The sequence below is a fragment of the Kitasatospora sp. NPDC090308 genome (assembly GCF_044769485.1).
GTDB lineage: Bacteria > Actinomycetota > Actinomycetes > Streptomycetales > Streptomycetaceae > Kitasatospora > Kitasatospora fiedleri.
In genome coordinates, this window is the sequence record NZ_JBIVXY010000004.1 from 1 (window position 1) to 21,544 (window position 21,544).

At 71.9% G+C, this 21,544-nt stretch carries 22 protein-coding genes and 2 pseudogenes; 11 read left to right on the top strand and 13 right to left on the bottom strand.

Features of this window, described 5'->3' with window-relative positions; all coding sequences use genetic code 11:
• Together ACIQVD_RS10605 and ACIQVD_RS10610 are read right to left on the bottom strand one after the other, a co-directional pair.
• The coding region (locus tag ACIQVD_RS10605) for a hypothetical protein (RefSeq protein ID WP_402287759.1) at positions 1 to 759 on the bottom strand (759 nt) is incomplete at its 3' end.
• A 1,366-nt stretch (positions 760 to 2,125) separates the two neighbouring features.
• Positions 2,126 to 2,542 carry a spore-associated protein A gene (locus tag ACIQVD_RS10610; RefSeq protein ID WP_400693977.1) on the bottom strand — a complete coding sequence of 139 codons (417 nt, stop codon included), beginning with the start codon at positions 2,540 to 2,542 and terminating at the stop codon, positions 2,126 to 2,128.
• 254 nt (positions 2,543 to 2,796) lie between these two features.
• Between ACIQVD_RS10610 and ACIQVD_RS10615 the strand changes: the two genes are divergently transcribed.
• Positions 2,797 to 2,937, top strand: a complete 141-nt coding sequence (locus tag ACIQVD_RS10615; RefSeq protein WP_402287762.1) for a hypothetical protein — start codon at positions 2,797 to 2,799, stop codon at positions 2,935 to 2,937.
• Between the two features lie 299 nt (positions 2,938 to 3,236).
• Here the strand turns inward: ACIQVD_RS10615 and ACIQVD_RS10620 are convergent, their stop codons facing one another.
• Positions 3,237 to 4,223 carry a hypothetical protein gene (locus tag ACIQVD_RS10620; RefSeq protein WP_402287764.1) on the bottom strand — a complete coding sequence of 329 codons (987 nt, stop codon included), beginning with the start codon at positions 4,221 to 4,223 and terminating at the stop codon, positions 3,237 to 3,239.
• Positions 4,224 to 4,589: 366 nt separating this feature from the next.
• Between ACIQVD_RS10620 and ACIQVD_RS10625 the strand changes: the two genes are divergently transcribed.
• Complete coding sequence (locus ACIQVD_RS10625) at positions 4,590 to 4,868, top strand: hypothetical protein (RefSeq protein WP_402287766.1); 279 nt, start codon at positions 4,590 to 4,592, stop codon at positions 4,866 to 4,868.
• 287 nt (positions 4,869 to 5,155) lie between these two features.
• On the opposite strand, the gene ACIQVD_RS10630 is transcribed toward ACIQVD_RS10625, so the two are convergent.
• Complete coding sequence (locus tag ACIQVD_RS10630; RefSeq protein ID WP_402287769.1) at positions 5,156 to 5,638, bottom strand: hypothetical protein; 483 nt, start codon at positions 5,636 to 5,638, stop codon at positions 5,156 to 5,158.
• 206 nt (positions 5,639 to 5,844) lie between these two features.
• Between ACIQVD_RS10630 and ACIQVD_RS10635 the strand changes: the two are divergent.
• Positions 5,845 to 6,664 (top strand): annotated as a pseudogene (locus tag ACIQVD_RS10635) (transposase family protein).
• Positions 6,665 to 6,755: 91 nt separating this feature from the next.
• Here ACIQVD_RS10635 and ACIQVD_RS10640 read toward each other — a convergent pair.
• From ACIQVD_RS10640 to ACIQVD_RS10650, 3 genes are all read right to left on the bottom strand, one after another.
• Positions 6,756 to 7,268, bottom strand: a complete 513-nt coding sequence (locus ACIQVD_RS10640) for a hypothetical protein (RefSeq protein ID WP_402287771.1) — start codon at positions 7,266 to 7,268, stop codon at positions 6,756 to 6,758.
• Between the two features lie 313 nt (positions 7,269 to 7,581).
• Positions 7,582 to 8,211 (bottom strand): hypothetical protein, encoded by a 630-nt coding sequence (locus ACIQVD_RS10645; protein WP_402287773.1) that lies wholly within the window; start codon positions 8,209 to 8,211, stop codon positions 7,582 to 7,584.
• A gap of 61 nt (positions 8,212 to 8,272) precedes the next feature.
• Complete coding sequence (locus ACIQVD_RS10650) at positions 8,273 to 8,737, bottom strand: hypothetical protein (protein ID WP_402287775.1); 465 nt, start codon at positions 8,735 to 8,737, stop codon at positions 8,273 to 8,275.
• An 879-nt stretch (positions 8,738 to 9,616) separates the two neighbouring features.
• On the opposite strand from ACIQVD_RS10650, the pseudogene ACIQVD_RS10655 reads away from it, so the two are divergent.
• The 3 genes and pseudogenes from ACIQVD_RS10655 to ACIQVD_RS10665 all read left to right on the top strand — a co-directional run.
• Positions 9,617 to 9,929 (top strand): annotated as a pseudogene (locus ACIQVD_RS10655) (sodium:proton antiporter); the annotation flags it as partial.
• A gap of 397 nt (positions 9,930 to 10,326) precedes the next feature.
• Positions 10,327 to 10,749 (top strand): hypothetical protein, encoded by a 423-nt coding sequence (locus ACIQVD_RS10660; RefSeq protein WP_400693998.1) that lies wholly within the window; start codon positions 10,327 to 10,329, stop codon positions 10,747 to 10,749.
• A 51-nt stretch (positions 10,750 to 10,800) separates the two neighbouring features.
• Complete coding sequence (locus tag ACIQVD_RS10665; RefSeq protein ID WP_402287777.1) at positions 10,801 to 11,553, top strand: hypothetical protein; 753 nt, start codon at positions 10,801 to 10,803, stop codon at positions 11,551 to 11,553.
• A 350-nt stretch (positions 11,554 to 11,903) separates the two neighbouring features.
• Here the strand turns inward: ACIQVD_RS10665 and ACIQVD_RS10670 are convergent, their stop codons facing one another.
• Positions 11,904 to 12,221, bottom strand: coding sequence for a hypothetical protein (locus tag ACIQVD_RS10670; RefSeq protein WP_402287779.1), 318 nt, complete (start codon positions 12,219 to 12,221; stop codon positions 11,904 to 11,906).
• Positions 12,222 to 12,417: 196 nt separating this feature from the next.
• Between ACIQVD_RS10670 and ACIQVD_RS10675 the strand changes: the two genes are divergently transcribed.
• The gene (locus ACIQVD_RS10675) at positions 12,418 to 12,612 is read left to right on the top strand and encodes a hypothetical protein (protein ID WP_402287781.1); all 195 of its coding nucleotides are present in this window, start codon (positions 12,418 to 12,420) and stop codon (positions 12,610 to 12,612) included.
• Between the two features lie 107 nt (positions 12,613 to 12,719).
• Here the strand turns inward: ACIQVD_RS10675 and ACIQVD_RS10680 are convergent, their stop codons facing one another.
• Both ACIQVD_RS10680 and ACIQVD_RS10685 read right to left on the bottom strand, forming a co-directional pair.
• Entirely contained in the window at positions 12,720 to 13,163 is a 444-nt protein-coding gene (locus tag ACIQVD_RS10680; protein ID WP_402287783.1) for an ATP-binding protein, read from the bottom strand.
• A gap of 782 nt (positions 13,164 to 13,945) precedes the next feature.
• The gene (locus tag ACIQVD_RS10685) at positions 13,946 to 14,116 is read right to left on the bottom strand and encodes a hydrophobic protein (RefSeq protein WP_400694009.1); all 171 of its coding nucleotides are present in this window, start codon (positions 14,114 to 14,116) and stop codon (positions 13,946 to 13,948) included.
• Positions 14,117 to 14,275: 159 nt separating this feature from the next.
• On the opposite strand from ACIQVD_RS10685, the gene ACIQVD_RS10690 reads away from it, so the two are divergent.
• Positions 14,276 to 14,449 (top strand): CsbD family protein, encoded by a 174-nt coding sequence (locus ACIQVD_RS10690; protein WP_402287785.1) that lies wholly within the window; start codon positions 14,276 to 14,278, stop codon positions 14,447 to 14,449.
• Positions 14,450 to 14,559: 110 nt separating this feature from the next.
• Positions 14,560 to 15,294, top strand: coding sequence for a VanZ family protein (locus ACIQVD_RS10695; RefSeq protein WP_402287787.1), 735 nt, complete (start codon positions 14,560 to 14,562; stop codon positions 15,292 to 15,294).
• 1,420 nt (positions 15,295 to 16,714) lie between these two features.
• Here the strand turns inward: ACIQVD_RS10695 and ACIQVD_RS10700 are convergent.
• Positions 16,715 to 17,686: a hypothetical protein gene (locus ACIQVD_RS10700; protein ID WP_402287790.1), complete on the bottom strand. Its 972-nt coding sequence runs from the start codon at positions 17,684 to 17,686 to the stop codon at positions 16,715 to 16,717.
• Between the two features lie 130 nt (positions 17,687 to 17,816).
• Positions 17,817 to 18,245, bottom strand: a complete 429-nt coding sequence (locus tag ACIQVD_RS10705) for a hypothetical protein (protein WP_400694024.1) — start codon at positions 18,243 to 18,245, stop codon at positions 17,817 to 17,819.
• Positions 18,246 to 19,390: 1,145 nt separating this feature from the next.
• Here ACIQVD_RS10705 and ACIQVD_RS10710 point away from each other — a divergent pair.
• Together ACIQVD_RS10710 and ACIQVD_RS10715 are read left to right on the top strand one after the other, a co-directional pair.
• Positions 19,391 to 20,113, top strand: a complete 723-nt coding sequence (locus ACIQVD_RS10710; protein WP_402287794.1) for a hypothetical protein — start codon at positions 19,391 to 19,393, stop codon at positions 20,111 to 20,113.
• A gap of 132 nt (positions 20,114 to 20,245) precedes the next feature.
• Complete coding sequence (locus ACIQVD_RS10715; protein WP_402287797.1) at positions 20,246 to 20,686, top strand: hypothetical protein; 441 nt, start codon at positions 20,246 to 20,248, stop codon at positions 20,684 to 20,686.
• Between the two features lie 474 nt (positions 20,687 to 21,160).
• Here the strand turns inward: ACIQVD_RS10715 and ACIQVD_RS10720 are convergent, their stop codons facing one another.
• Positions 21,161 to 21,430: a MerR family transcriptional regulator gene (locus ACIQVD_RS10720; protein WP_400694050.1), complete on the bottom strand. Its 270-nt coding sequence runs from the start codon at positions 21,428 to 21,430 to the stop codon at positions 21,161 to 21,163.
• Positions 21,431 to 21,544: the final 114 nt, after the last annotated feature.

Sequence of the window (21,544 nt, forward strand, 5' to 3'; positions counted from 1 at the left end):
CCCGACGACGGCACGGTTCACCATGATCGACACAACGAAGATCATGCCGTCCGAGGCAGCCATGTCCAACTCGCCGCAATCACGCACCAACTCGTAAGAGGCGGGAGTGCAGGTGCGGTCGCCGATATCGCCGAGCGGGAGGGTGGCCCGGGCGGTGGCGCCGGTGCGGTCGAGCGTCGTCAAGGTGACGTCGCCCTTCGTGTAGGTCGGGAACCAGAGCGCGTACAGGGTCCGGGCGCCGTCCGCGAGGGTGCCGATCCGGCGGACCGTCAGGGGGGTGTCGCCGCAGGCCGCGGAGGTCACCTCCTGGTGGTCGGCGCCGATCAGGCGGACCCAGCCGTCGGTGAAGAAGGTGTCGAGCATCGTGACCCCTGCGGGGGAGGCGAGCGGCGGGTCCAGCGGATGGTCGGCGCAGCCCCGTACCCGGACCGAGACCTGGTGGACCTCCGCGAAGCACTGCCGCTGGTCCGGGGTCTCCCAGACGTAGGCGGCGCCGCCCGGCCACGCCTGCACCAGCATCAACGTCTGCGGGTCGGGAGCCTCGGCCTCTCCGGCCATCGCCGTCGTCAGCGCGGTGCGGGTGCGGCTGATCACCTCGTCCAGGCTCGCGGCGGAGGCGGACGGCGTCGCGGCCGTGGCGGCCGTGGCGGAGGACGGAGCGGGGACGGGGAGAACGGGTGACGCGCTCCCCGGTGAGCAGGCGGTCAGGACGGCCAGCAGCGCAGCCGCCCCGAGGGCGTGATGAAGTCCCTGTCGCACGTGGCTCCCCCACAGCGTGCACCCCGACGCCGGGGCGGTGAGGGGGGGAGCATACCGCGCAGGCAGGTCCACTCGATCGGGAGTCACAGTTACCCACGCACTATGCAGCGCCGCACCCGCCGCACGCACGTGCCCCCGCCCGCAAGGGGCAAGGAGGCGCGGCGGGGCAGGGCCGGGGGGCCGGGGGGCGGGGGGCGGGAGCCGGGCAGAGTTCCGCGACAAACAGCCCGCCACGAAACCCCCAGCCAGCGCCCCAACCACAGACACCCGGAACAGGACCGGACCGCCAGGACAGGACCGGATCGCCCGACATCCGAGCAGCAGGCAGACCGGGCCTGCATCAGCCCCCTTTGACCGCCGTCTGGACAACTCCCTTGTCCGGCCCGGTTGTCCCGCCCGAATCACCTCGGCCAAGGGCCCTGTTCTCACGGTGTGCCCGTGCCCGACGCCATAGCCCCGGCAGGCGGGGCAGTACGGTGGCGTCCTCCGGCGCGGCCAGGTGCGGGCCCGCTGGGCGGCGTGTCCAGGAGAAACGCATCCGCCGGTCGGCTCCGCCAGCCCTCAGCACGGCCTGTCCATCGACACAAGCGTGTGCTGCTGGAGCTGTCCATTGCGCGCTGGGCACGGCAGCGAGGGCGGGCAGCAGGTTGAGGAGCCGTCCTCGCCGTTGCAGCTCCGGGGCCCTACGGGTGCACCAGTCGGTGCAGAAGCGGTCGGAGCGGCTGGCGGCGGTCGACGGCATTTCTTGGGCACATACCCGGCAGTGGCCTGCCGGGCAGGAGGTCGCCAAACTCTCCAGGAGCTGGCCTACCCGGTCCCCCTCGCGCTCCTCCAGGGGTTCCTGATCGGCGATGAACCCTGCCCGCAGTGCGGGGGCTGCTCATGCCCTGACCTGTACTGCGCGTGCACTGGGCCGGGCGCGCCGGATGAACTGGACACCCTCGGCTCGCTGTGACGACGCCCCGGGCAGCGGCGAGCTGCCGGCCCCCGGGGCGTCGCGCCGCCGCAGTTCAGCGGGTGGCAGGGGCGGGGCGGTTCAGCAGGGTGGGGCCGACGCCGACCCAGCGCGGCACGGGCCGGTCGTGCGGTGCCCGGCCGGCGAGGTAGGCGGCCAGGCCGATGATCTGGCGGAGCTTGTCGCGCTCGTCCTGGGGGGGGCGCGGTCGCCGCGGTAGAACGAAGTGGGGCTGCCTGTTGCTGTCACGGGACGTCAACGACCGGTCTTGTGTTGCGACGATCGCTGGAATCCGCCTCTCACCGCCCGGCCCACCACGGTACGCCGTCGGCGGCCGGTGTCGGGAGCCGCACCGGAGGCCCGCAGCCGTACCGACGGCAGCGGGCCCCGGAGCGCCACGGGATCAAGGGATCAGCCGCAGTGGGAGTCGAAGCCGCCACTGACGTTCTCCCCGATCCCGCCCTCCCAGTCGATGCAGGAGTTGGGTGCGTAGAGGTACACCGGGCCGGCGTACGTCGTGTAGTAGTTCTCGTCCAGGACCGCCCACTTGGAGGCACCGGCCTTCTTCAGCCCGGCGAGCATCTGCAGGGCGGGGCCCGGGTTGTTGCGGATCGTCACCACGCAGTTCTTGCCGGTGGAGCTGCTGTAGGTCAGCCAGACCGTGCCGCCGGAGTTGAGGTCCCGGTGGTCGATGGTGCTGTAGCCCGATCCACAGACCCCGTTGTACGAGGCCGCCTGGGCGGTCGCCGGTACGGCTGTCGCGATGCCGCCGGCCACCAGGGCCAGCACTCCGGCCCGGGCGACGGTTCGCTTGCTTCGCTGGTGCATGCGGTGCTGCGCTCCACTCTCGTACGGCCGCCGGGCGGCTGCCCGGACGGGAGTTCGAGAGCGTAGGCGACGGCGGTAGCGGCCGCGTATCGCCCACCGGGCGAAGGCGGGCTGCCGGAACAGCCGGTCCCCGCCGGTGGCCATCCGGTGGGTGCCGCTGTGGCGGTTGACCCAGTCGAGGCGGCGCTTCCGCCGGGTCCGCCGGCCACCGCGCGGCCGAGCAGCTCCTGCTGCTGCGCGAGGCGGCGGTGCCGGTGCCGGTGCTCACCGTGGCGGTGGAGCTGCTCACCCTGCTGGCCGACAGCGAGGACCCGGTGACCCGGGAAGCGGCGGTGGCGACGGCGGCCCGGCTGCGCGTGGCCGTCGAACAGGGCGGCGCCGACCCGGGCCGCTGAGGCGGGTCAGGTCCGGGTCGGTCTTGGCGCAGGGCCAGGGCCAGGGCCAGGGAGATGCTGCAGGCGGCGCGGCGGGCGGTGGCGTGCCGGACCGGGACGTCATGGGCGTCGACCAGGTAGGTGGGCGGGGCGTCGAGGCCGACGAACGCGACCCAGCCGCCGTGGCGCTCGGCGCTGATGACGCTCCCCGAAAACGGCCACCCGTGCTACAGGGTTGGCCAGACCTGTTCACCTTGATTCCCCACGGGGGTTGCCCGGACCGGACGAACGCCACAACCCCCATGGAACGCGCCGGCCGTCTACTGCATGACCTCCAGGTGCGGGTGATCGAAGGAGGCGGGGCAGTAGTAGAGCTGCATGTCGTAGCTCCGTCCGATCACGATGCCGATGTCCTCGGCGGAGTCCCGCTCCTCGACCGGATCCCAGCCGCTGCCGTCCAGGGCACCTGAACTGATCGTCAGCAGCGGCCTCATGGCGCACTCGCAGGTCGTGCACCGCATGACTGACGGATCGCTGAAACTCCACGGGCCCCAGCCGCCCACCTTCCACCCCGGGGCGACGGACAGCTCGTACTGGTAGTAGGCCCGGGCCTCCTCTTCGTACAGGTACCTCGGGTCAGTGCCGGTGAACTGCTCTTCGCCCCAATCCCCCACATGCTGCGCGAGGTCCGGTTCCAGCTCCAGCAGAGCCGGGTACTCGGTCACCACCTCGGGGTGCAGTACGCACGGCTCGGGCAGGTAGTCGCCGCGCCTCGACGCGTCCGCGGGCTGCGGCGGCTCCGCCAGCAGCGCGCCCGCCGCGGCAGAGGCGCGCCACACCACCCGGGCAGCTGGCATCCAGTTCGGGTCGTGCTCCAGCGGACACCACAGCACCTGCAGCAGGTCCGAATCCGCAGAGCACGGCAGCCCGGGGATGTCTCTTGCGTAGAGCTGGGCCACCGGCAGCAGGGCATTCGGCTCCTGGCTCCACGGATGACCCACGTACGTCGCATCGAGCGCCTCTTGCTCCTGCACGGTGGGACTCCCGCCCGCCCAGTTCGTCCTGTGGAGCTCGCGGCGACGCCGGACGTCCGCCGGTGACACCGGCAGGTCGTCCTCCGGGTGCGGGCCCCCACAGGCCGGCCACGGCTCGTCGGCGGGCCACAGGAGCGGGCCGCCGACCGAACTGTCGCGAACGGCCGGCACGCCCAGCCGAGGGTGCAGGCGGACTGCCTGCCGGGCCAGCAGCGCCAGTTCCGGGAAGACCGCAGCGATGTCCATGCGGCGCGGCGGGGTGGTACGGGCCATTGAGACCGTCCTTCGACGGAGCAGGAGACAGACGAGCGGACCGTAACCGCTGCCACCGTCAACCACAGCTCCCGGGATCCGCGCCACAGCAGCAGACCGCGGATGCGGCCAGGGGCTGGGCCCTGCATGCCCAACGCCCGTCGCTCCTCAGCCTCCTCAGATGCTTGAACGACCAACGATCTGAGGAACGGGAGCAAGGGCGGGGGAAATCCCGAATCCCCATCACGCGCTGGAGCAGGCAGCCGAGACCGGGCGGCAGGCCGCCGCCTGGGTACGGGAACTGGCAGGACGGCAGACCGAGCCGGGCCACACGCAAGCCTGCTGAACGCCGCCGAGGCGATCGAGACGGCCACGTCGACGGCGATCGTGCCCGGCGGGGACGGGGAAGCCCTGGACGGGCTGCACCGCACCTGGCTGTCGTCGGGAGAGGTGATCGGCCCGACCCACAACCACGACTACGACCGCGGCGAAGGGGAAGGCCGGCAGACGCTGCCGGAACTCACCGACGCCGAGAAGGTCACGGTGGTAACGGTGTGCGTGCTGGCCGCCGCCATGCCCGGCACCGTCCTCGGCTACTGCCCACCCGAACTCGACACCCTCACCCACACCCTGGAGGCCGCCATCCGCACCGCACCAGGAAACTGACCCACCGACCCACCCGAGGCGCGGGACTCAGGCCAGGACCTGCGCCAGGACCTTCGGCGCCGGAGACGGGTAGCCGGCCCCGTTCGCGCCGACCCGCCCGCCTCGGCCCGAACGGCGGTGGCGGTGGACAGGTCCGGCAGGTGCCGGGCCTGCTCGATGAACAGGCCCGGCAGACACCGCTTTTCCCCTGGACAACGCCGCGAACCCCCTGGTCAGACGCCGGGCCGACGCCCTGTTCGCCATGCTCCGCGATGGGACTTTCCACGAGTCGAAGCCGGCTACGGCGGTCAGCTGAACTGCGGATCCGCCAACAGAACCACGCGATCAGCCTCGACATCGAACGCTAGGACTGGGTGAAGTAGATCCGACTCGGGAGTCAACGTCACCGGCTTGCCGAGCCGCCGCCCGATCGCCCGCAGCAGACGACACAGCAGATTGACGCCGTCCTGGCCCTGCAACTCCCGCAGGTCAACGTCGAAGTCGATGGAGCTGGCCTCATACGCCCGGAAGATCGCCAGGAATCCGGGGGCGGGCCAGACCCTCAACAACGCGTCGCTGTTCCGGCTGCGGCCCAGCATGTCCACAGCTCGTGGCAGCCGGACCAAGGCACCGTCCTCGGAGTACTCGCACGACCACCCCTTCGACCGCACCAAATCCAGTACTGCCTGCCAGTCCTCGACCGAGGTGTCTGCGACACACGCATCCGGCAGCGACCCCATCAGGTCAGGGTCGAAGAAGTCCCTGACGTCGTCCCACAGCAGATCTGGCATCTCGCCATGCTGCCTGGCCACCCCACCCAAATGCAGCCCGATTTCCTTGACGAACCCCGTAGAGGTACCCCCCAACAGCAGGGCGGCTTGTGGTGCCCCTCCGGTTCCGTCACGGTGTGACAGTGAACCTCTTTCATCCTGTCTCTGCAGGGTGAACTGCCTGGTCAGCGGGCGGCAGTGACGCAGCAGGGCCCCTCGTCGTTGCCGTGGTGATCTCACTCATCACGTCGCCGCCGAGGGGCCCTGTTGGTCTCGTGTCCTCCCATGCTCGATGTCCCGTACGAACTGGTCGAGCACGTCTCATGGCCGATCCGTACCCGAAGGTGTGAACTCGGATCGCGCTGGCGGAAGTCGAGCTGCTTCAAACAGACACTGCTGGTCCTGGCCCACCTGCGGAAGAACGAGACGTTCGCACGGATCGCCGCCGGGTTCGGGGTGTCGGAGGTGACGGCCTGGCGGTACGTGGACGAGACTGTGGAGGTCCTGGCCGGATGGACGCCGGGCCTGCGCGAGGCCCTGGCGGGACTGGGCGAGGACGACTTCGTGATCGTGGACGGCACGCTGATCCCGACCAGCCGGGCCAAGGCGGACGAGCCGTACTGCTCGCAAAAGCACCGCAAGCACGGGATGGACGTGCAGGTCGCCGCAGCCCCGGACGGCACACCCCTGTGGTTCTCCCGCGCCCTGCCAGGCCCCACCCACGACCTCACCGCGGCCCGCGCCCACGGCACCGTCCAGGCATGCCTGACCCGCGAGATCCTCGTCCTCGCCGACCGGGCCCACCGAGACTCCGGCGCCACCGTCCACACCCCCTACTACAGCCACCACGAACTACCCGAGCACTACCAGCAGCACAACCGCGACCACGCCCGACTCCGAGCAGCCGGCGAACGGGCCTTCGCCCAGCTGGAGACCTTCCAGGTCTTCAGCTGGGCGCGCTGCTCGACCAACTGCATCAGCCGACTGATCGCCGCCGGCCACACTCTCATGATCCACAGCGCCACGACCAGCGAAAACTCAGGATGAAAGAGACTCAGTGCAGCTCACATGAGCCGGCGTGTCAAACAGCGAGTGCGTGGGTCAGCGGCCCGGGAACGGTCCGCGGCCTTGGCCGTGGTCAGCCTGTTGCCGAGCGCGATCTTTCGCGCAGGCCGCCGATCTCGGCAGAGGTTGTCTGACTGAGTTGCTCCGCCGCCGAACGGAGCGCGGTCTCCCAAGCCTGGTAGGCGTCAGGACGCTCGTTCGAGATGAACTCGACGTAGTACTCATCGCCCACAGCTTGAAGGAACTCGAGCTCAGGACCGGTCTGCGCTTCGGTCAGGCGATGCCAGATATTGGCCGCCACCTCGCGGGGCGTCCCGGTGCCGGCCGCTAGCTGGCCTGCCAGGTGGTGGAGATAGCACCGTTCGGCGCTCTCCCAATCGGGGACGCCGGTCCCCAGCTCGCCCATCGCCTGCCGGAACAGTCCTCTGATTTCGACGGCGTCGTCGCGGCGGGCACGTCCCGCCAGGTCACGCAGTGCGGGAGAGTCAAAGCCGACGGCCAGCAACCGAGCGGCCTCCATCGGCAGGTCCTCGGTCAGAACAAGACCGACGACGTACCGCCACGCGACTGCGAACACCTGATCCATGCTCGACATCCTGCCGAATGCACAGTGCCCGCCGCGAACTATTTCAGTGCTGGCGGCTGGAGGATGCACTCAAGGAAACGCTCCTCACAGCAGTGGAGTCGGCCAACCGTCTCCACCGTCTCCGAGGCCTGGGGAACGGCGTCTTCCACGACTGAGCGGCGTTCACGGCGAATTCCACGAGCGCGTTGCCATGGACGACGATCGGCAGGTCCTGTTTCTTCTCGTTGCGGCTGACGGCTGACCACGCGATCGACCCGGGCAGCTTCACGGCCAGGTGAGGATACGGGTCCGAAGCAGTCGGAGCGTCTGTGCCTCAGTCCTGTGGGGCCGGGGTGCCGCCGGCCGGCGGCGGGGGGTTGTGGCCGGAGTCGGGCTGCTGGAGGCGCAGTTCGAGGCGGCGCAGTTTCTGCTGCCGACGGCGGTCGGCGATGTACATCGCCGGTATCCAGGCCAGGACGAACGCCGAGGAAATGATCCCGACGGCCGTGCCGTGCCTGAGCCACATGGATACGGCGTTCCAGATCATGACCGCGCCCACAACGAGCCACGACCACCGGGCCAGGTGCCGGCGCTTGCGGTTTTGCCGGATGACGGTGCGCAGGGCGTTTTGCTGGGCGGGGTCCTGGGGGATGCGCTCGTCCTTGATGGCGCCTCCCAGCTCGTTCAGTTCCGCCAGGCCGCTCAGCCCCAGCTTGCGGGCACTGCGCCACTGGACCCAGCGGGTGAGTCCGACGGTCATCAGGGCCCACAGGGCCCCCGCGACGATCGCCGGCCACCACGGCCCTCCGGTCGACACGTGCAGGAACACCGCGAAGAGAGCAGCCAACACCGCCCCCACCGCCCAGAGCATCCAGATGCGCTTGCCCACCGCGAGGCGGCCCTGTCCCGCTGTATACGCCATACCGGCCGCCTGCCCGTCGACCTCCCTCCAAATCTCCATCATGAGAAGGGAGTTGACACAATGCCGGTCCGAGTGGCGCGAAGCCGCGGCTGGGGGCCGCCGGTCACACGAAGCGGCTGGAAGGCTGGAAGTCGTACGGGGAGGCGGGGAAGGGGTCGGAGAGGATCTCAGAGCGGATCTCGCCGGTCAGGACCGTGACGAGGAAGCGGGGGAAGGTGAGGTCGACGTGCTCCCACCGGGAGCTGCGGGCCTCGTTGACCACGACCGTCCACTCGCCGGGGTCCTGGTCGGGCAGGGCGAGCCAGTACAGGAACTCCTCGTTGTCGGTGGACGCCCACGGGATGAGTCGGGCACCGGCTTCGTCGAGTTCGGACAGCTCGGTCTCCCCGCCGCCCCAGAGCTGCTCGTTGGCCTCGGCGCGCTCCTCGGTCGCCGCGATGAAGTCGTAGAACGCGTTCACGCAGTCGGGATCCAGGACCCGCAGGTAGCCGTTGACGTAGCCGCCGCCGAAGGTGTCGATGAAGGCCTTGTAGTCGACGGGTGGATCGGCACCGAGCCGCTCGCGCACAGCCCCACTCCTTGGCCCGGACGCCGCCGGGGCGGGGCAGCAGACCGAAGAGAGCATCGAGTGCGTCTTCCACGGGGCGTCACCTCCACTCGTCGCAGACGACGAGGCTACCGGCACCGGCCCTGCGGCCAAGGCGGGGCGAACCATGCGGGCCCGCCCTGGCGGACTGGAAGGCCGTCGTGCCGAGGCAGGCACGACAAGGTGCTGCCGGCACTGCCCACCACACCCTTTCAGCGCCCGTTTCGCACCCGTTAGATGGTGATGCCGATCGCCACCACGGCGAGCACACCGGCGCAGATCCCGACGCCGGGTCCGAGGTCGGTGGTTCCGGCACCGCCGGCCAGCAGAAGAGTCACGCTGGACCCCTACCCGCAATGGGGAGGACCCCACTGGAACGAGGGGCCGGCCTGTCCACTGCGCAAGGGAGCGGCCCGGGTGCGGGCCCCCTGGCGGCGGGTTGTGGTCAGGTCGAGGTGGTGCGGGCGATGGCTTCTCGACGTCGAGCTGGTCGGCGAAGTCAGCGAGGGCGGATCCGAGCGGGTCGACGGTGTCCGGGTCGAGGTCGGCGTGGCCTTCTCCGGCCCAGCCGCCCCAGATCCGGGAGAAGGAGCGCAGCATGGCGCTCACGTCGGCGACGGCCAGGTGCCGGGTGCCGGGTGCCGTCCACCCAGGCTTCCCGGCTCACCTGGCGGTGATCGTAGCCCGTGGCGGACACGGGGGCGAGGGGCCGTGCGGGCGGCCGCCCGGCCGCTTCGGCCGCAAAGGGCCTGTCAAGGAGCCGTAAGAGTCGTATAAAATCGCTCGTGGTGTGCCGGGAAGCCTGGTCGGCGAGCAAGGGGACAACCCTCTTGTTCCTCAGCCGGTCCGGGGGTTCCCTGTATGGTGCTCATCGCTGTTTTCGGGGTCGCGCTGCTCGTCGCGATCCTGCTGTCGGGCCTGGCCGCCCGCACCGTCCCTTTCCACCTCGCTGCTGTTCCTCGCCTCGGGCGCCCTGGTCGGCGACGGATTCCTCGGCCTGATCCACGTCACCCCGAACAGCCGGATCGTCGCGTCGACCGCGGACCTGGCGCTGTTCACGGTGCTGTTCACCGACGGCATGCACGTCACCTTCCCCTGGCTGCGCGCCGCCTGGCGCGACCCCGCCCGCGTACTGAGCCTGGGGATGCCACTGGCGTTCGCCGGGATGGCGCTGTGGCGCACCAGTCCGCTCGGCGCCGTCATGCTGTTGCTGGTCGCCTCCGCCGTCCTGTCCGGCGTCGTCGACAACATCCCCTACGTCGCCAGCATGGCCCCCATCACCGCCGACCTCCCCCACACCGTCGGCCAGCCCTACGGCACGGTCCTGCGGTGGACTCTGGCCCCGGGTGCCGACCTCGGCGGCAACGCCACCGCCATCGGCGCCACCGCCAACGTCGTCGTCCTCGGCATCGCCGACGCAACCGGCAACCCATCAGCTTTGGGACCTTCACCCGTTACGGCATCCCGTCACCGCCGCCACCATCGCCGTCTCCGCCCTCCACTCGTGGCTGCGCTACTTCGCCCTCGCCTGACCACCTCCACAACCTCGCACCCCACCGAACAGGACGCCCGTGACCGCCTCCGCCGAACCACCGGCCGCCGACGACAGCCACTCCACCGGGAGCCTGGTCCTGACCGTGCTCATCCGCCAGGCCGCCACCCTGCTGCTGTGGGGCGCGATCGCCCTCGCCGCCTGGCCGCTGGGCATCTCACCCGGCTACCCGCCCGTCGCTGCCGCCACCATGCTGATCGCCGGCCGACCCGTCTTCGCCCGCTACCGCACCGCACCCCCACGCCGACGCACCGCCGCCCTCCTCGCCGCGGCCGTCCTGATCGGCACCGGCCTGCTCGCCTGCGCCGCCACCGACCTGCTCCTGCCCGACCACCTGCACTCCGAAGACCTCGACCTGCTCATCGCCACCCTCGCCGGCACCCCCGCTGCCGTCGCCGTCTTCTCTCGCGCCTGCGGCCGCCACAGGACTGCCGTCGGCTGAACCACCCGCCCGCGCCACTACCCCGGCCCCGCCCGGCCCAAGGAAGAACCCTTGATCTCCCTGCCTCCCATACCTCTCCCCGCCGTTCGGCCCCGCGGCTGGTGGCACCACACCTGGACCCTCACCGCCGCCGTGGTCGGCACCGCCCTGCTCGCCGCCGCCCTCGCCTGCGGGATCGTCGTCCCCTTCAGCGTCGCCGAGGAACGCGCCTACCGAGCAGCCGCACCGTGCCCCGCCGACGCCGCACCCGATGCCGACTGCCTGTACCCCCTTACCGCCCGCGTCCGCGGCACCCACATCGACACCCGCCCCAAACAGCAGCAGTTCACCCTGCGCCTCGACGGCCCCCCACCGGTCCCCGCCGAACTCGACTTCCCCGGCCAGGATCCGCTCCTGCGCCACCTGCTGCCCGGCGAGCAGGTCACCGTCACCCACTGGCACGAGTACACCGTCGCCGTCACCCGCGGCACCACCACCCAGACCAGCAGCAACACCCCCATCGACGAACCCGAACTCATCACCGGCCTCGCACTCATCCTGCTCACCCTCGGCACCTACACCCTCAACGCCTCCGTCCTCGCCCGCCGCCCCCGCCCCCGCCCCGCAGGAGCCGGTCTACCATCCGTCCTCGCCGACCGCGCCAAAGCCGCGCTCACCGCCGCCGTCTGGACCCTGCCCGCCGGACTCCTCGCCGCCACCTGGGGCGGCCCGCCCCTCATGCTCCTCGCCTGGGCCACCATCCTCCCCGTCCTCCGCTGGTGGCTGCGCCATCGGGCTCGACGCACCCCGCCAGCCTTCCGGTAGCCCGAACAGCGACATCCCACCTGCTGGATCAGCTGGCGAAAGGCCCGGGTTCAGCGAATTTCAACACGCTGAACTTGACAGGAAATGACCATGGACGCGGTGGACGACGCTGACGCGGTCGCCGGTGTCGGCGGCCGGGTCGGTGCGGGCGGTGTAGCCGTCGACCTCGGGATCGGCACCACCGGGACGGGGCTGCCGAGGCGCAGGTGGACGGCGAGGCGCTCGAATCAGCTTCCCGACGGCGTCCAGTTCGCCGGGGCGCAACGCGGAGAGGGCGTGCTCGGCGGCGTCGGAAAGGAAGACGGGCAGCGGGACCGTCCACTACTGGTCGGGTTGGCCGCGTTGGTCGGTCACCGGTCGCCGCCCGCGGCGCGCAGGCAGGCGAACACGTCGGCGGCCGGACTCCAGTGCTGGCCGCCGAGGGACACGGCCAGCGAGTCCATGGCCTCCGGGGTGGTGCGCAGGAGCAGGCGGTGGCGGTAGGTGCCGGCGACCTCGGTGACGGCGGCGAGGTCGCCGAGCGGGGAGGCGTCGAGGGCGGCGGCCAGGTCCCGCTCGAAGGCCTCGCGGTCACCGGGCAGGCCGTACCTACTGAGGGCGGTGCGGAGTTCGTGCAAGGTGGCCGGCCGGGGCGCAGCCACGGCCTGGTGGTCCGGCTGTGTGCTCACCTGGTCCTCCTCGGTGGTGGTGGCGGGCGCCGCCGGGGCGGGTGCCTGCGGGGTCGACGGTAGCGGTCGGTGGGCGGGTGGTGTGGCGGGTGGTGTGGCGGTCCAACTCACGCGGCGCCGCGTGCGGCGCCAGGACTGTGCGGCGGGCGGGGGGCAGCGGGAGGGCTCCGGCGCGGGCGCGCAGGAGGGCAGCACGGTGCCGTTCGCGCTGCTGGCGGGCATAGGTGACGGCAGCGGTGATCTGCGGGTCCTCGTCGACCGGCAGCCAGTTGGTGCCCTCCGACTCGCACAGGCGGTTGTGGTGGCGGCGCAGGATCTCCTCGCGCTCGGCCGCAGCTTCCTCGGTGGCAGCCGAGCGGTCGGCGGTGAACTCAGTCATCTGCTGGCGTAGTTGTCGGTAGACGCCGCTGTCGGCCCGAAACCGGCCGACCCCGGCCTGCGGCATCGGCCGGATGCCACGGTCCTTTGCCCGTCCCGGGCCGGGTGCGGGCCGCTCCGTCAGAAGGCGATGACGGCGCTGATGCGCTTGCCACCGCCGGGCAGCAGGCAGACGTCCACGGCGGCGCACAGCTTGAGGACCAGGGCCCAACCGCGCCCTCCCCAGCGGACCATGTCCTCCAAGGCCCCCGTGTCAGCGCGCGGCAGGCGCACGTCGTCATCCTCCACGCTGATACACAGCCCCCGGGCCGAGCGCCCCGCTCCCGTTGCGGGGCCGACGGCCGGGGCGGGAGGGTGTGGGGCCGTGCCGGCGTGCGGGCCGGCGCCCTCCAGACGTGCGCTGAAACCGGTGACGCCACCGGCGTGCCGGTTGGCGTTGGTCACCAACTCCGTCGCCACCAGGTGCGCGTCGACCTCCACCCCCGTCACCGTCCCCGCGTTCCGCAGCAACCGGCTGACCGCCGCGCGCGCCTGCGCGGCGCTACGCACCAGCGGTACCCACACGTCCAGTTCCCCGGCCGGGTCCGGCACGCCGCCGCATCCGACGCGGCCGTCGGTGTCCGGACCGTCGCTGCCCGAACCACCGGTGTCCGAACCACCGGTGTCCGGGCGGCCGGCGTCGGGCGGGCGGGCTTCCAGCCGGTGGGGTGCGGGGTGCGGCGGGGCCGGGCGGAGCGAGAGCGGGTAGTCAGGCATGGGAGCGGCCTTCGTTCGGTGAACTCCTGGAACAAACGGGGCAAAAGGAAGGAAAAAGGAGCTGCTATGTGTCGGCTGCCCCCGCCCGGGAAGGTCACACCACCCGCCGTCCGTACGCCGACACCTCGCGGTTCGTCCGGGTCACAGCGCTCCCCCGCCGCCGGCGGCATCCGGGTGCGAGCTGTCCACGCGGTTCACGGATCGGAGGGGAACCGTCCCCTTCACGGGCACCCGCCGTCCCTCGGCTTCGCCGGACCAGCGCCTAACGCCCAAGTCCGCTGCGAGAGCACCTGCAGCGGTTCCGGAGGAACCGGCAGCCCTTCGGTCAGCGTGGCCGGGGGCCCGGTGGGCGGGGTGGGGCCTGGAGGTCGCGCTGGTTCAGGACGCGGAGACAGCCCCACCCCGCCGCGAAGACGCCTAACCCGTAACCGGCCGGCCCACACACCCCCGATCCCACCCGTGCGGAGCACGGCGGCAACACCACGGCGACCGAAGTGACGGCCGCGGCGCGGAAGGTGAGGACGCACGGAAGCGGGGCCCGCGCATCAGCGCAGGCCCCGCCCGGAATCCGCGGTCCTCGGTAGTGCCGACTACCAGCGGTACCAGCGGCCGCGGCTGCCACCGGCGTTGGTGCCGCGGGCGACGAAGCCCACCACCCACACCACCAGCACGATGATCGCCACCCACCAGAGGATCTTCACCGCGAACCCGGCGCCGAACAGGAGCAGAGCCAGCAGCAGGACGAGAAGAAGGGGAACCATGAAGACCTCCACGCAGTCTGTGTCGAACCGCCGTGTGCCCCCGGGCCGGCCGAATATTCACACGAATCAGCGCGGCCGGACCGGGCATGCGCTGGTCCCGACACCACGGTGGGGGCACCGGGTGCGAAGACCGCAGAGAGCCGGAACGAGGAGGACGCGATGAGTATGGGCGACAAGATCGAGAACATTGCCGACAAGGCCAAGGGCACCGTCAAGGAGACCACCGGCAAGGCGGTGGGCAACGAGCGCCTCGAGGCCGAGGGCAAGGCCGACCAGGCCAAGGGCGACCTCAAGCAGGCCGGCGAACACGTCAAGGACGCCTTCAAGGACTGAGCGCTCCGTCCGGTCAACGTGTGTGGGGCCCGCCCGGCCGTCGGGCGGGCCCCACACACGCATCCGGAAAGAACCGCGCACAACTGCGCGGACAGACAAGAGGGGAAAGCGTGGCAGCAAGAACCGCCGGTGCGGGCAGGAAGCAGCCGCGGGACGAGTACGCGGGGACGGGCGGGCAGGTGACCGGCCAGGAGCGTGACACGGTGCTGCCGGGCACCGCAGAGCCCCACACGGCGGGCCGGGCCGCCCTGGACGGGGAGGTCGCGGATCCGGGCGGCCGCAAGCCGGCCCGGAGGCGGTGGATCGCGGTCGCCGCCCGATGGCTGGTCCTGGCCGCCGCCCTCCTGGCCTCCGTCGCCTTCGCGGCCGCACTGGCCCGGATCACCCTGGTGCCCGAGCCCGGAGCGGTCGGCCACGTCCACGACAACCTGCGCCCCGGCAACTCGCTGCGCCACTACCTGCTGCACGCCGCCGTGCCGGACGCCCTACGGCAGGTGGGCGGGAACGTGCTGCTCGGCGCGCCGTTCGGACTGCTGCTGCCGGTGCTCTGGCCCAAGGCCCGCGGCCTGTTCCGGGTGCTGCTGGCCACCGCGGCGCTGATGCTGCTGGTCGAGGCGGTCCAGGGCGCGCTCCTCACCGGCCGAGCCTTCGACGTCGACGACATCATCCTCAACACCAGCGGTGCCGTCCTCGGCTACCTCCTCCTGGGACGCCGACTCGTCCGAGTGGTACGACGCGGCCGAACACCGCACGCCGCCGCCCCGCAGCGACCGGAACACCCCGCCGCCCCCCGCGGACACCAGGTCAGGCCGGACACCACCCCCGACCTGGCGCGGACCAACTGACGCCGCCTGGCAAACCGGCCCGTCCCACCTCCCGAACGGGAACGAAGGTCAGGCCATTGCCCACCATCCGCGTTCGCCCCGATCCGCGTGCAGGCGGTGGGCGGGAGCGGTGGAGTGGAACACGATCGGGCGGTGTTCGACCGTCCCGGGCCGTACAAGGGCCGCAGGCCGCTACGGTTCCGGTGGACCGGCCGGGCCACGGGACGAGGGAACACCGTCATAAGGCGCCACGAGCCGGGCGGGGAACGTCGGCACCGGCCCGGGCCCGGGGAGGCACGGCCACCGCGGCTGGGGCCTGGAGACCCCGTCGCAGCCGGGCGAGTGGCAGGCCGGCAGCCGACTGTTCGAGGAGGTCACCGGCGCGGCCTTCGACGCGTGCCTGTCGTGTCAGGACGTCGCGCTGACGCTGCTGGTCGAGGACGCGGTGACCACGGCCCGGCTGGTGGAGCCGGCATGCGGGGCGATCATCGAGCGGGCGGGCGAGGTGCCGTCGGCCCTGACCGACCCCGGCGCGCCCGGCCACGCCAGCGGGGCATTGCCTGGGCCGGACGCCGTCGGCGGCCGGTGCCGCTCGGCCTGGCCGTCGCCGTCGGCAACCGGGACCGCGGACGGAATGGGCGGCGTTGGCGGTCTTCGTTGAGCGGGAGGGGCACGTTCGGGTGTCGCGCGCACAAGGAGGAGGAGGTCGCGCTGGGTGCCTGGTTGAACAATCAGAAGGCTCGCCGGGACAAGTTGAGCGTGGAGCAGCTCGGGCAGTTGGAGGCTCTGGGCGTGGCTTGGTAGTCGGGGGCTTTGGCGGGCGTGCTGTTGGGGTTTCGTGGAGGGGCTGGGAGTCGTGTGAGATGTGGGCGGGAAGTCGCTGTCCGATGCGCCTCGGCGTGTTCTCGCGCCGGGCGGTGCCCGGAGGCCGGTCCCGGACGGGCGGGTGGTGGTGCCGTCGCTGATGATGTGGCCGGCAGGCTCATTCATCGTCGGGGGCGTTCATGCGGGCAGTCGAGTGTACGGGATGCTGGGTGGCGCGGGTTGGGGGGCGGTGGCGGTGTGCGGGGTTCAACTTGGGCTGGGTTCGCGTGGTGCTCCGAGGGGGGTTTGTGGGCGGATTCGCGGGAAGGGGTGTGGAGCCGTTCGTCGAGGTCGTCGCTGCCGATCTCGCCGGGCGGGTCGTGCTGTTCGGCGAGATCGGCGGCGCCACGGGCGACTGCGGGTTCGGCGGCGTCACCTCGTAGCTGACGTTGTCCCGGAAGGGGGTGAGAGCCGGCTTCGGCTTCAGCTGGTCGGCGGGGTTTCCGGTCGTGCGGATCGGCGAGGTTCTCGTTCGCGGTGCGCGGGTGGGGAGGGCTTGGTCGCTGTCGGTGGCCGGTGGCGGCGGCCTGTCGGTGGCTGCGGGGTTCAGTTGGTGAGCCTCGGGCCGTAGCGTGGATCAGTGGCCCAGTACCTCCTGCGCGGCCTGCGCCTGTGCCCGGATGGTTGCCTTGGCTCGGCTCATCGCCTCGGCGTCGGCCTCGATCGCCTGTTGCTGGTAGGCGCGGTCGACCGCGTACCAGACTCCCACCAGGTTGGTCTGCTTGCGGCAGGCGGCGTCCGCGGTGGCGACCTGTCGTTCCTGTTCCGAGGGCAGGTCGGTCGTCCACCAGCGTTCGTCGTTCATCGCCGCCAGTGGGTCCGGATAGTCGTGGCCACGTTCTTTCATGCAGCTCGACCAGTCGGCGAACACCGCCTGGGTGCGAGGGTCGCTCCGGGACTCGTCCAGGGTTGCCAGCTTGGCGCTGACGGCGGCGTTCACGTCCCCCACCTGGGCGTCCGGGGATCCGGCCAAGCGTTTGGCCGCTTCGCCGAAACAGCCGTGGTCGGGCACCTTGGCGCCGGCGACGACCTGCCCTCCGGGGCCGAACTTGGCGGTGGGGCTTCCGGAGCCGGTGGCCACCACCGTCATCTCCGGGGTCATCTTGCTGTCGGCGCCACCGGTGGCGCCGTCGGTGGCGGTGCGGGCCGCGGCGGCGGAGAGCCCGCCTTCCGGGTGGTAGCCCCATGCTGCCATCAGGGCGGGGTCCTGGCGCCCGTAGCGGCTGTCGATCCGGGTGGTGGGAGCGTCAGCGCTGCGCGTCGGCAGCTGCGCCTGCGGGGGCTTGTAGTCGAATCCGAAGCGTTGCATGCAGGTGGAGACCAGCAGTGCCTGGGCTTTCAGGACGTCGAGCTTCTGCTGGGGGTTCAGCAGGTAGGCGTCGAGGGGCAGCGGTTCGTCGTTGGCCGAGGTCAGGGCGGGTACGGCTGACACCGAGGGGGGTGGCGTGCTGTTGCCGTCGGGGGCCGGGGCCACGGCGGCCGTGCACGCGGTGAGCAGCAGCGGCAGGGCGGTCAGGAGGGCGGCGGCGGGGCGGCGGCGGCTGGGCACGGGCGTTGACTCTTCCGGATCGTGGGGCACGACGGGCGGGTGGGGGGCGGATGCGGTTCGGTGCGGTGGTTCCCGGCCGTTGTGGCGGGCCGGGAGCCACCGCACCGAGGGCGGCGGGGCGGCGGGGTGCCTACCAGCCGGCGCCCGGGGGGACGCGGCCCGAGGCGTTGTTGTTCTTCAGGTCGGAGTTCAGGTTCTGGAAGGTGACGTAGGGGTCGAAGACCTGGCACACCACGTCGCAGTTGTAGCCGCTGTTGTAGTAGATGGTGAACTGTGTGCTCAGCCAGCTGTCGATCGCTGCCGCGTTGTTCTTGACCTCGACGCCGGCGCCGGTGCTGCCGTTGTTGCCGGCCTTGAAGTACTTGCCCGCGTAGTTCGAGACGTCTGCGGTCTGGCGGTAGTAGGCGCCGAAGCCGTACGCGCTCGAGCTGTAGTACAGGCACACCTGGTGGGAGGTGCAGTCGGCGGTGTGGGCCGATGCCGGGGCTGCGGTGGCGAGGCCTCCGGCCAGGAGGCCGCCGGTCACGGCCATGGCCGCGACGAGTTTCTTGACGTGCATGTGGTTCCTTCCGTCGAGCCGCCGGAACATCCGACGTCCGCGTCGAGAGGCCGGTGGCCCTCTAGCGGTTTCATGCTGCGGGGAGGCGGTAGCGGCGCCGTATCGTGCGCGTGGCGGCGTCGGTGGGGCGCTGGCGGCGGTCGCCAGGCTCCATGTCGACGGTTGCCCGGCTCCATGTCGACGGTTGCCTCCTGCACGCCGTCGCCGCCGGCCGGTTCGTTTTCGCCGTGGTCGGCGCTGCCACGGCCGCCGTTACCGCGGGCCGGGTGTGGGGGGCTTCGGTGGACGAGGGCGGTGTCGCGGTGGCGGCCGTTTGGGGCCGCGGCTGCGGCTGCGGCTGCGGCGGGCCCGTACAGCCTGGTCGGTCGTGGACGGGCGGGCAGGGACTGCGGGCGTTCACGGCCGCCTGGTCGTGGGCGGGCAGGGACTGCGGGCGTTCACGGCCGCCTGGTCGTCGGCGTCCCCGATCCGGCCGTCGACCCCGGGCGTCAGGGCCCGGGTCCCGCGGCGACGTCTTCGGCAGTCTGCGGCGCGCAGGGCCGAGGGCGGGTGGCCGCAAGGCCTCCGGCACGGCGGCGTCACTGGAGGAGTGGCCCGACGCCCGGGCCACGGCTGGTGGGCCGACAGGGCGCCGGCGCCGTTCGGGCGCAGCCGCACCGGCCGGTGTCCGAGGGTGGCGGCCGGGTTGGTGCGGTGGCTGCGGCCGCCGGTGAGGCGGGCGGCGGGCGGCAGGTGCTGGGTGTCGCACGCCCGCGCCGTGCGAGACGCGCCGTCCGTGCGGAGCCGGGTCCGGGCAGGGCGCCCGTCCGCCGGCTTGGGCCGACGGGAGCGGCGAGCGGCGAGCGGCTGGTGTCACCCCGTGCCGGCACCCGGACCGGTCCCGCCGGGAATCAGCGGCGAAGGGCCCGTCCTGCGGCCGCATCGCATGCGGCGGCACCGGAGAACAGCCGGCCGGGACCCGGGGCCTACCGCGACCCCTGCGGAACGAGGAGGCGCCGAGATCCGGAAATGGCCAAATCCAAGCGGAATTGACTTGACGTCAGAAAATATTATCGATTCGCTGTCGAATCTACTTGCATCAAGGCGTTGACCTGCGAGAACGTGTGCGCTTCCGATCTTGGGTGATAATTTCATGGAGGTTTTCGGTGTCGGTGCTTCGAAGCTGGACGGTGGCGGTCGCCGCGGCCGCGGCACTGACGGGCTGTTCGGGCTCCTCGCCGAGCAGCAAGCAGGCTCCCGCCTCGCCGTCGGCACCGGGCAGTGCGCGGGAGGCGGCAGGACTGCTGGCGCTGATGGACACACCGCAGGCCCCGTTCTCCGCCACGTTGTCCGAGCGGGTGAGGGACACCAGCTCCGACGCGAGGATCAGTGGCGCCGTCAACGTGGCAGACATCCAGACGGGCGAGCTGTCCGTCGTCGGGCTGGACGGCGACGTCGTCACCACGGTGTACCTGACGCTGACCCGGGACGCCTCCTACCACCGCACAGACGAGGGGCCGTGGACCAGGACGGAGCGCGCCCCCGAGCCACTGGTTGCGGACCACCGCCCCCTGGTGCGGGCGCTGCTGGCCACCGACCCGGCCTCCTACCGGGGGATGGAGAAGCTGCGCACGCGCAAGGGTGGCCAGGCGTACCGCCTGTCCGGGCGGCTGCCGGTGGCCGGACTGCGGGAGGCCGTAAGCGCTCGCAACCTCCAGCGCCTGACCGAACACCACATCACCGACTGCGGCACCGGCCTCCTCATCGACACCGATGGCCGGCTCTCCGAACTCACGGTGGACTGCGCCGGCGACAACTACCAGCTCACCTCGACGCTGGACCTGTCCGAGTTCGGCCCTGTGACCGAACCGAAGGCTCCCACGGACTGATGACCGCCGCCCCGCGCCGGGACCGCGCCTGCGGGCGATCCGTTTCGGCGCGGGCTCCGAAGAGTGCTTCGGATCATCGGCTGCCCGCCGCAGGGGCGGGTGGCATGATCGTGTCCGGGGAAGAGGGAATGCATGGAGCCGATCATCAGCACCGCCGACGGGGCGTGGCCGCCCTGGACCGAACTGATGCCCGGTCACCGGCCCGTCCTGGTCGCCCCCGCCGACCCGGCACGGCCCACCCCCTCGGCGGAGGGCTGGCGCGGCCCCGAAGACGGCGACCCGCGGCCCGAGGAGGACTGGCCGGAGGAGGACCCCTCGGAGGAGAGCTGGTCGGAGGAAGGCTGGTCGGCACTCTTCGACGGCCGACACCTGGCCGTCCGGCGCCCCTGCGGCACCCCCTGGTACGACGGGCCCCTCGCCGCGACCCGCGAATGGACCCGCGCCGCCCGCACCCACCGCACCTTGCTCATCGTCACCGGCCACTTCACCACCGCCTTCGACTTCCCCCCCGCCGCGGCCGCGGGACGACTCCTCACCCTCGCCGTCCCCATCCGCCTCACCGACCCCCGCTGACCCCGCACGCACGCCCCTCCCGGGGCCCGGCCCAGGACACCGCGCTACCGCAGACCGGGAAATCGGGGGCCGGCCGGGTGCGGCGCAAGAACCGCCCCTATCCCTGCTGGGGTGCCTTGGGACGCGGGCGCCGCCCGGCCGACGCCACGGCCGTTCAAGACCCGTACCCGGTAGCGATGTTCGCCGCACCGGCGAAGCGGCGGGCCACGGCCAGGACCCGAACGGGTACCGGTGCTGCGGCCCGGCCCGGAGCCGGAAAAGGGGGGCGGGCGCCTTCGGGCCGGCCACGGCGGCCGGGACCCGGCCCGGAGCGGGAGGCGGTGTCCGCCGCCGCCCCGCCGGAGGCGACCGGCGCGGCCGGCCGGCGGCGGCAGACGCCGCGGTACCGGGGGCCCGGCGGCCTTCACACCGGGCGGGCGGCCGCGGCGCACCGCGCCTTCCACCGCCGGGGCCGGGACGCGGGAGGCTGCCCGGTCAGGTGTCCGCGGCGGGGTCCTGCCTGCGGAGCTGCTCGTTGATGCGCAGGGCCTCCTCGAGCTGGTCCTCGAGGATGATGATGCGGCAGGCCGCCTCGATGGGCGTGCCCTGGTCGACGAGGTCGCGGGCGCGCATCGCGATCCGCAACTGGTAGCGGGAGAAGCGGCGGTGGCCGCCCTCGGAACGCAGAGGGGTGATGACACCCTGCTCGCCCAGGGCGCGCAGGAAGCCGGCCGTGGTACCGGTCATCTCGGCGGCGCGGCCCATGGTGTAGGCGGGGTAGTCGTCGTCGTCGAAGGAGCTGACTGTATCGGGGGTGCGGGGGGTATGAGGGGTGTGGGGGGTGTGGGGCCGATTGGTTGCCGTTGTCACTGCACCTCT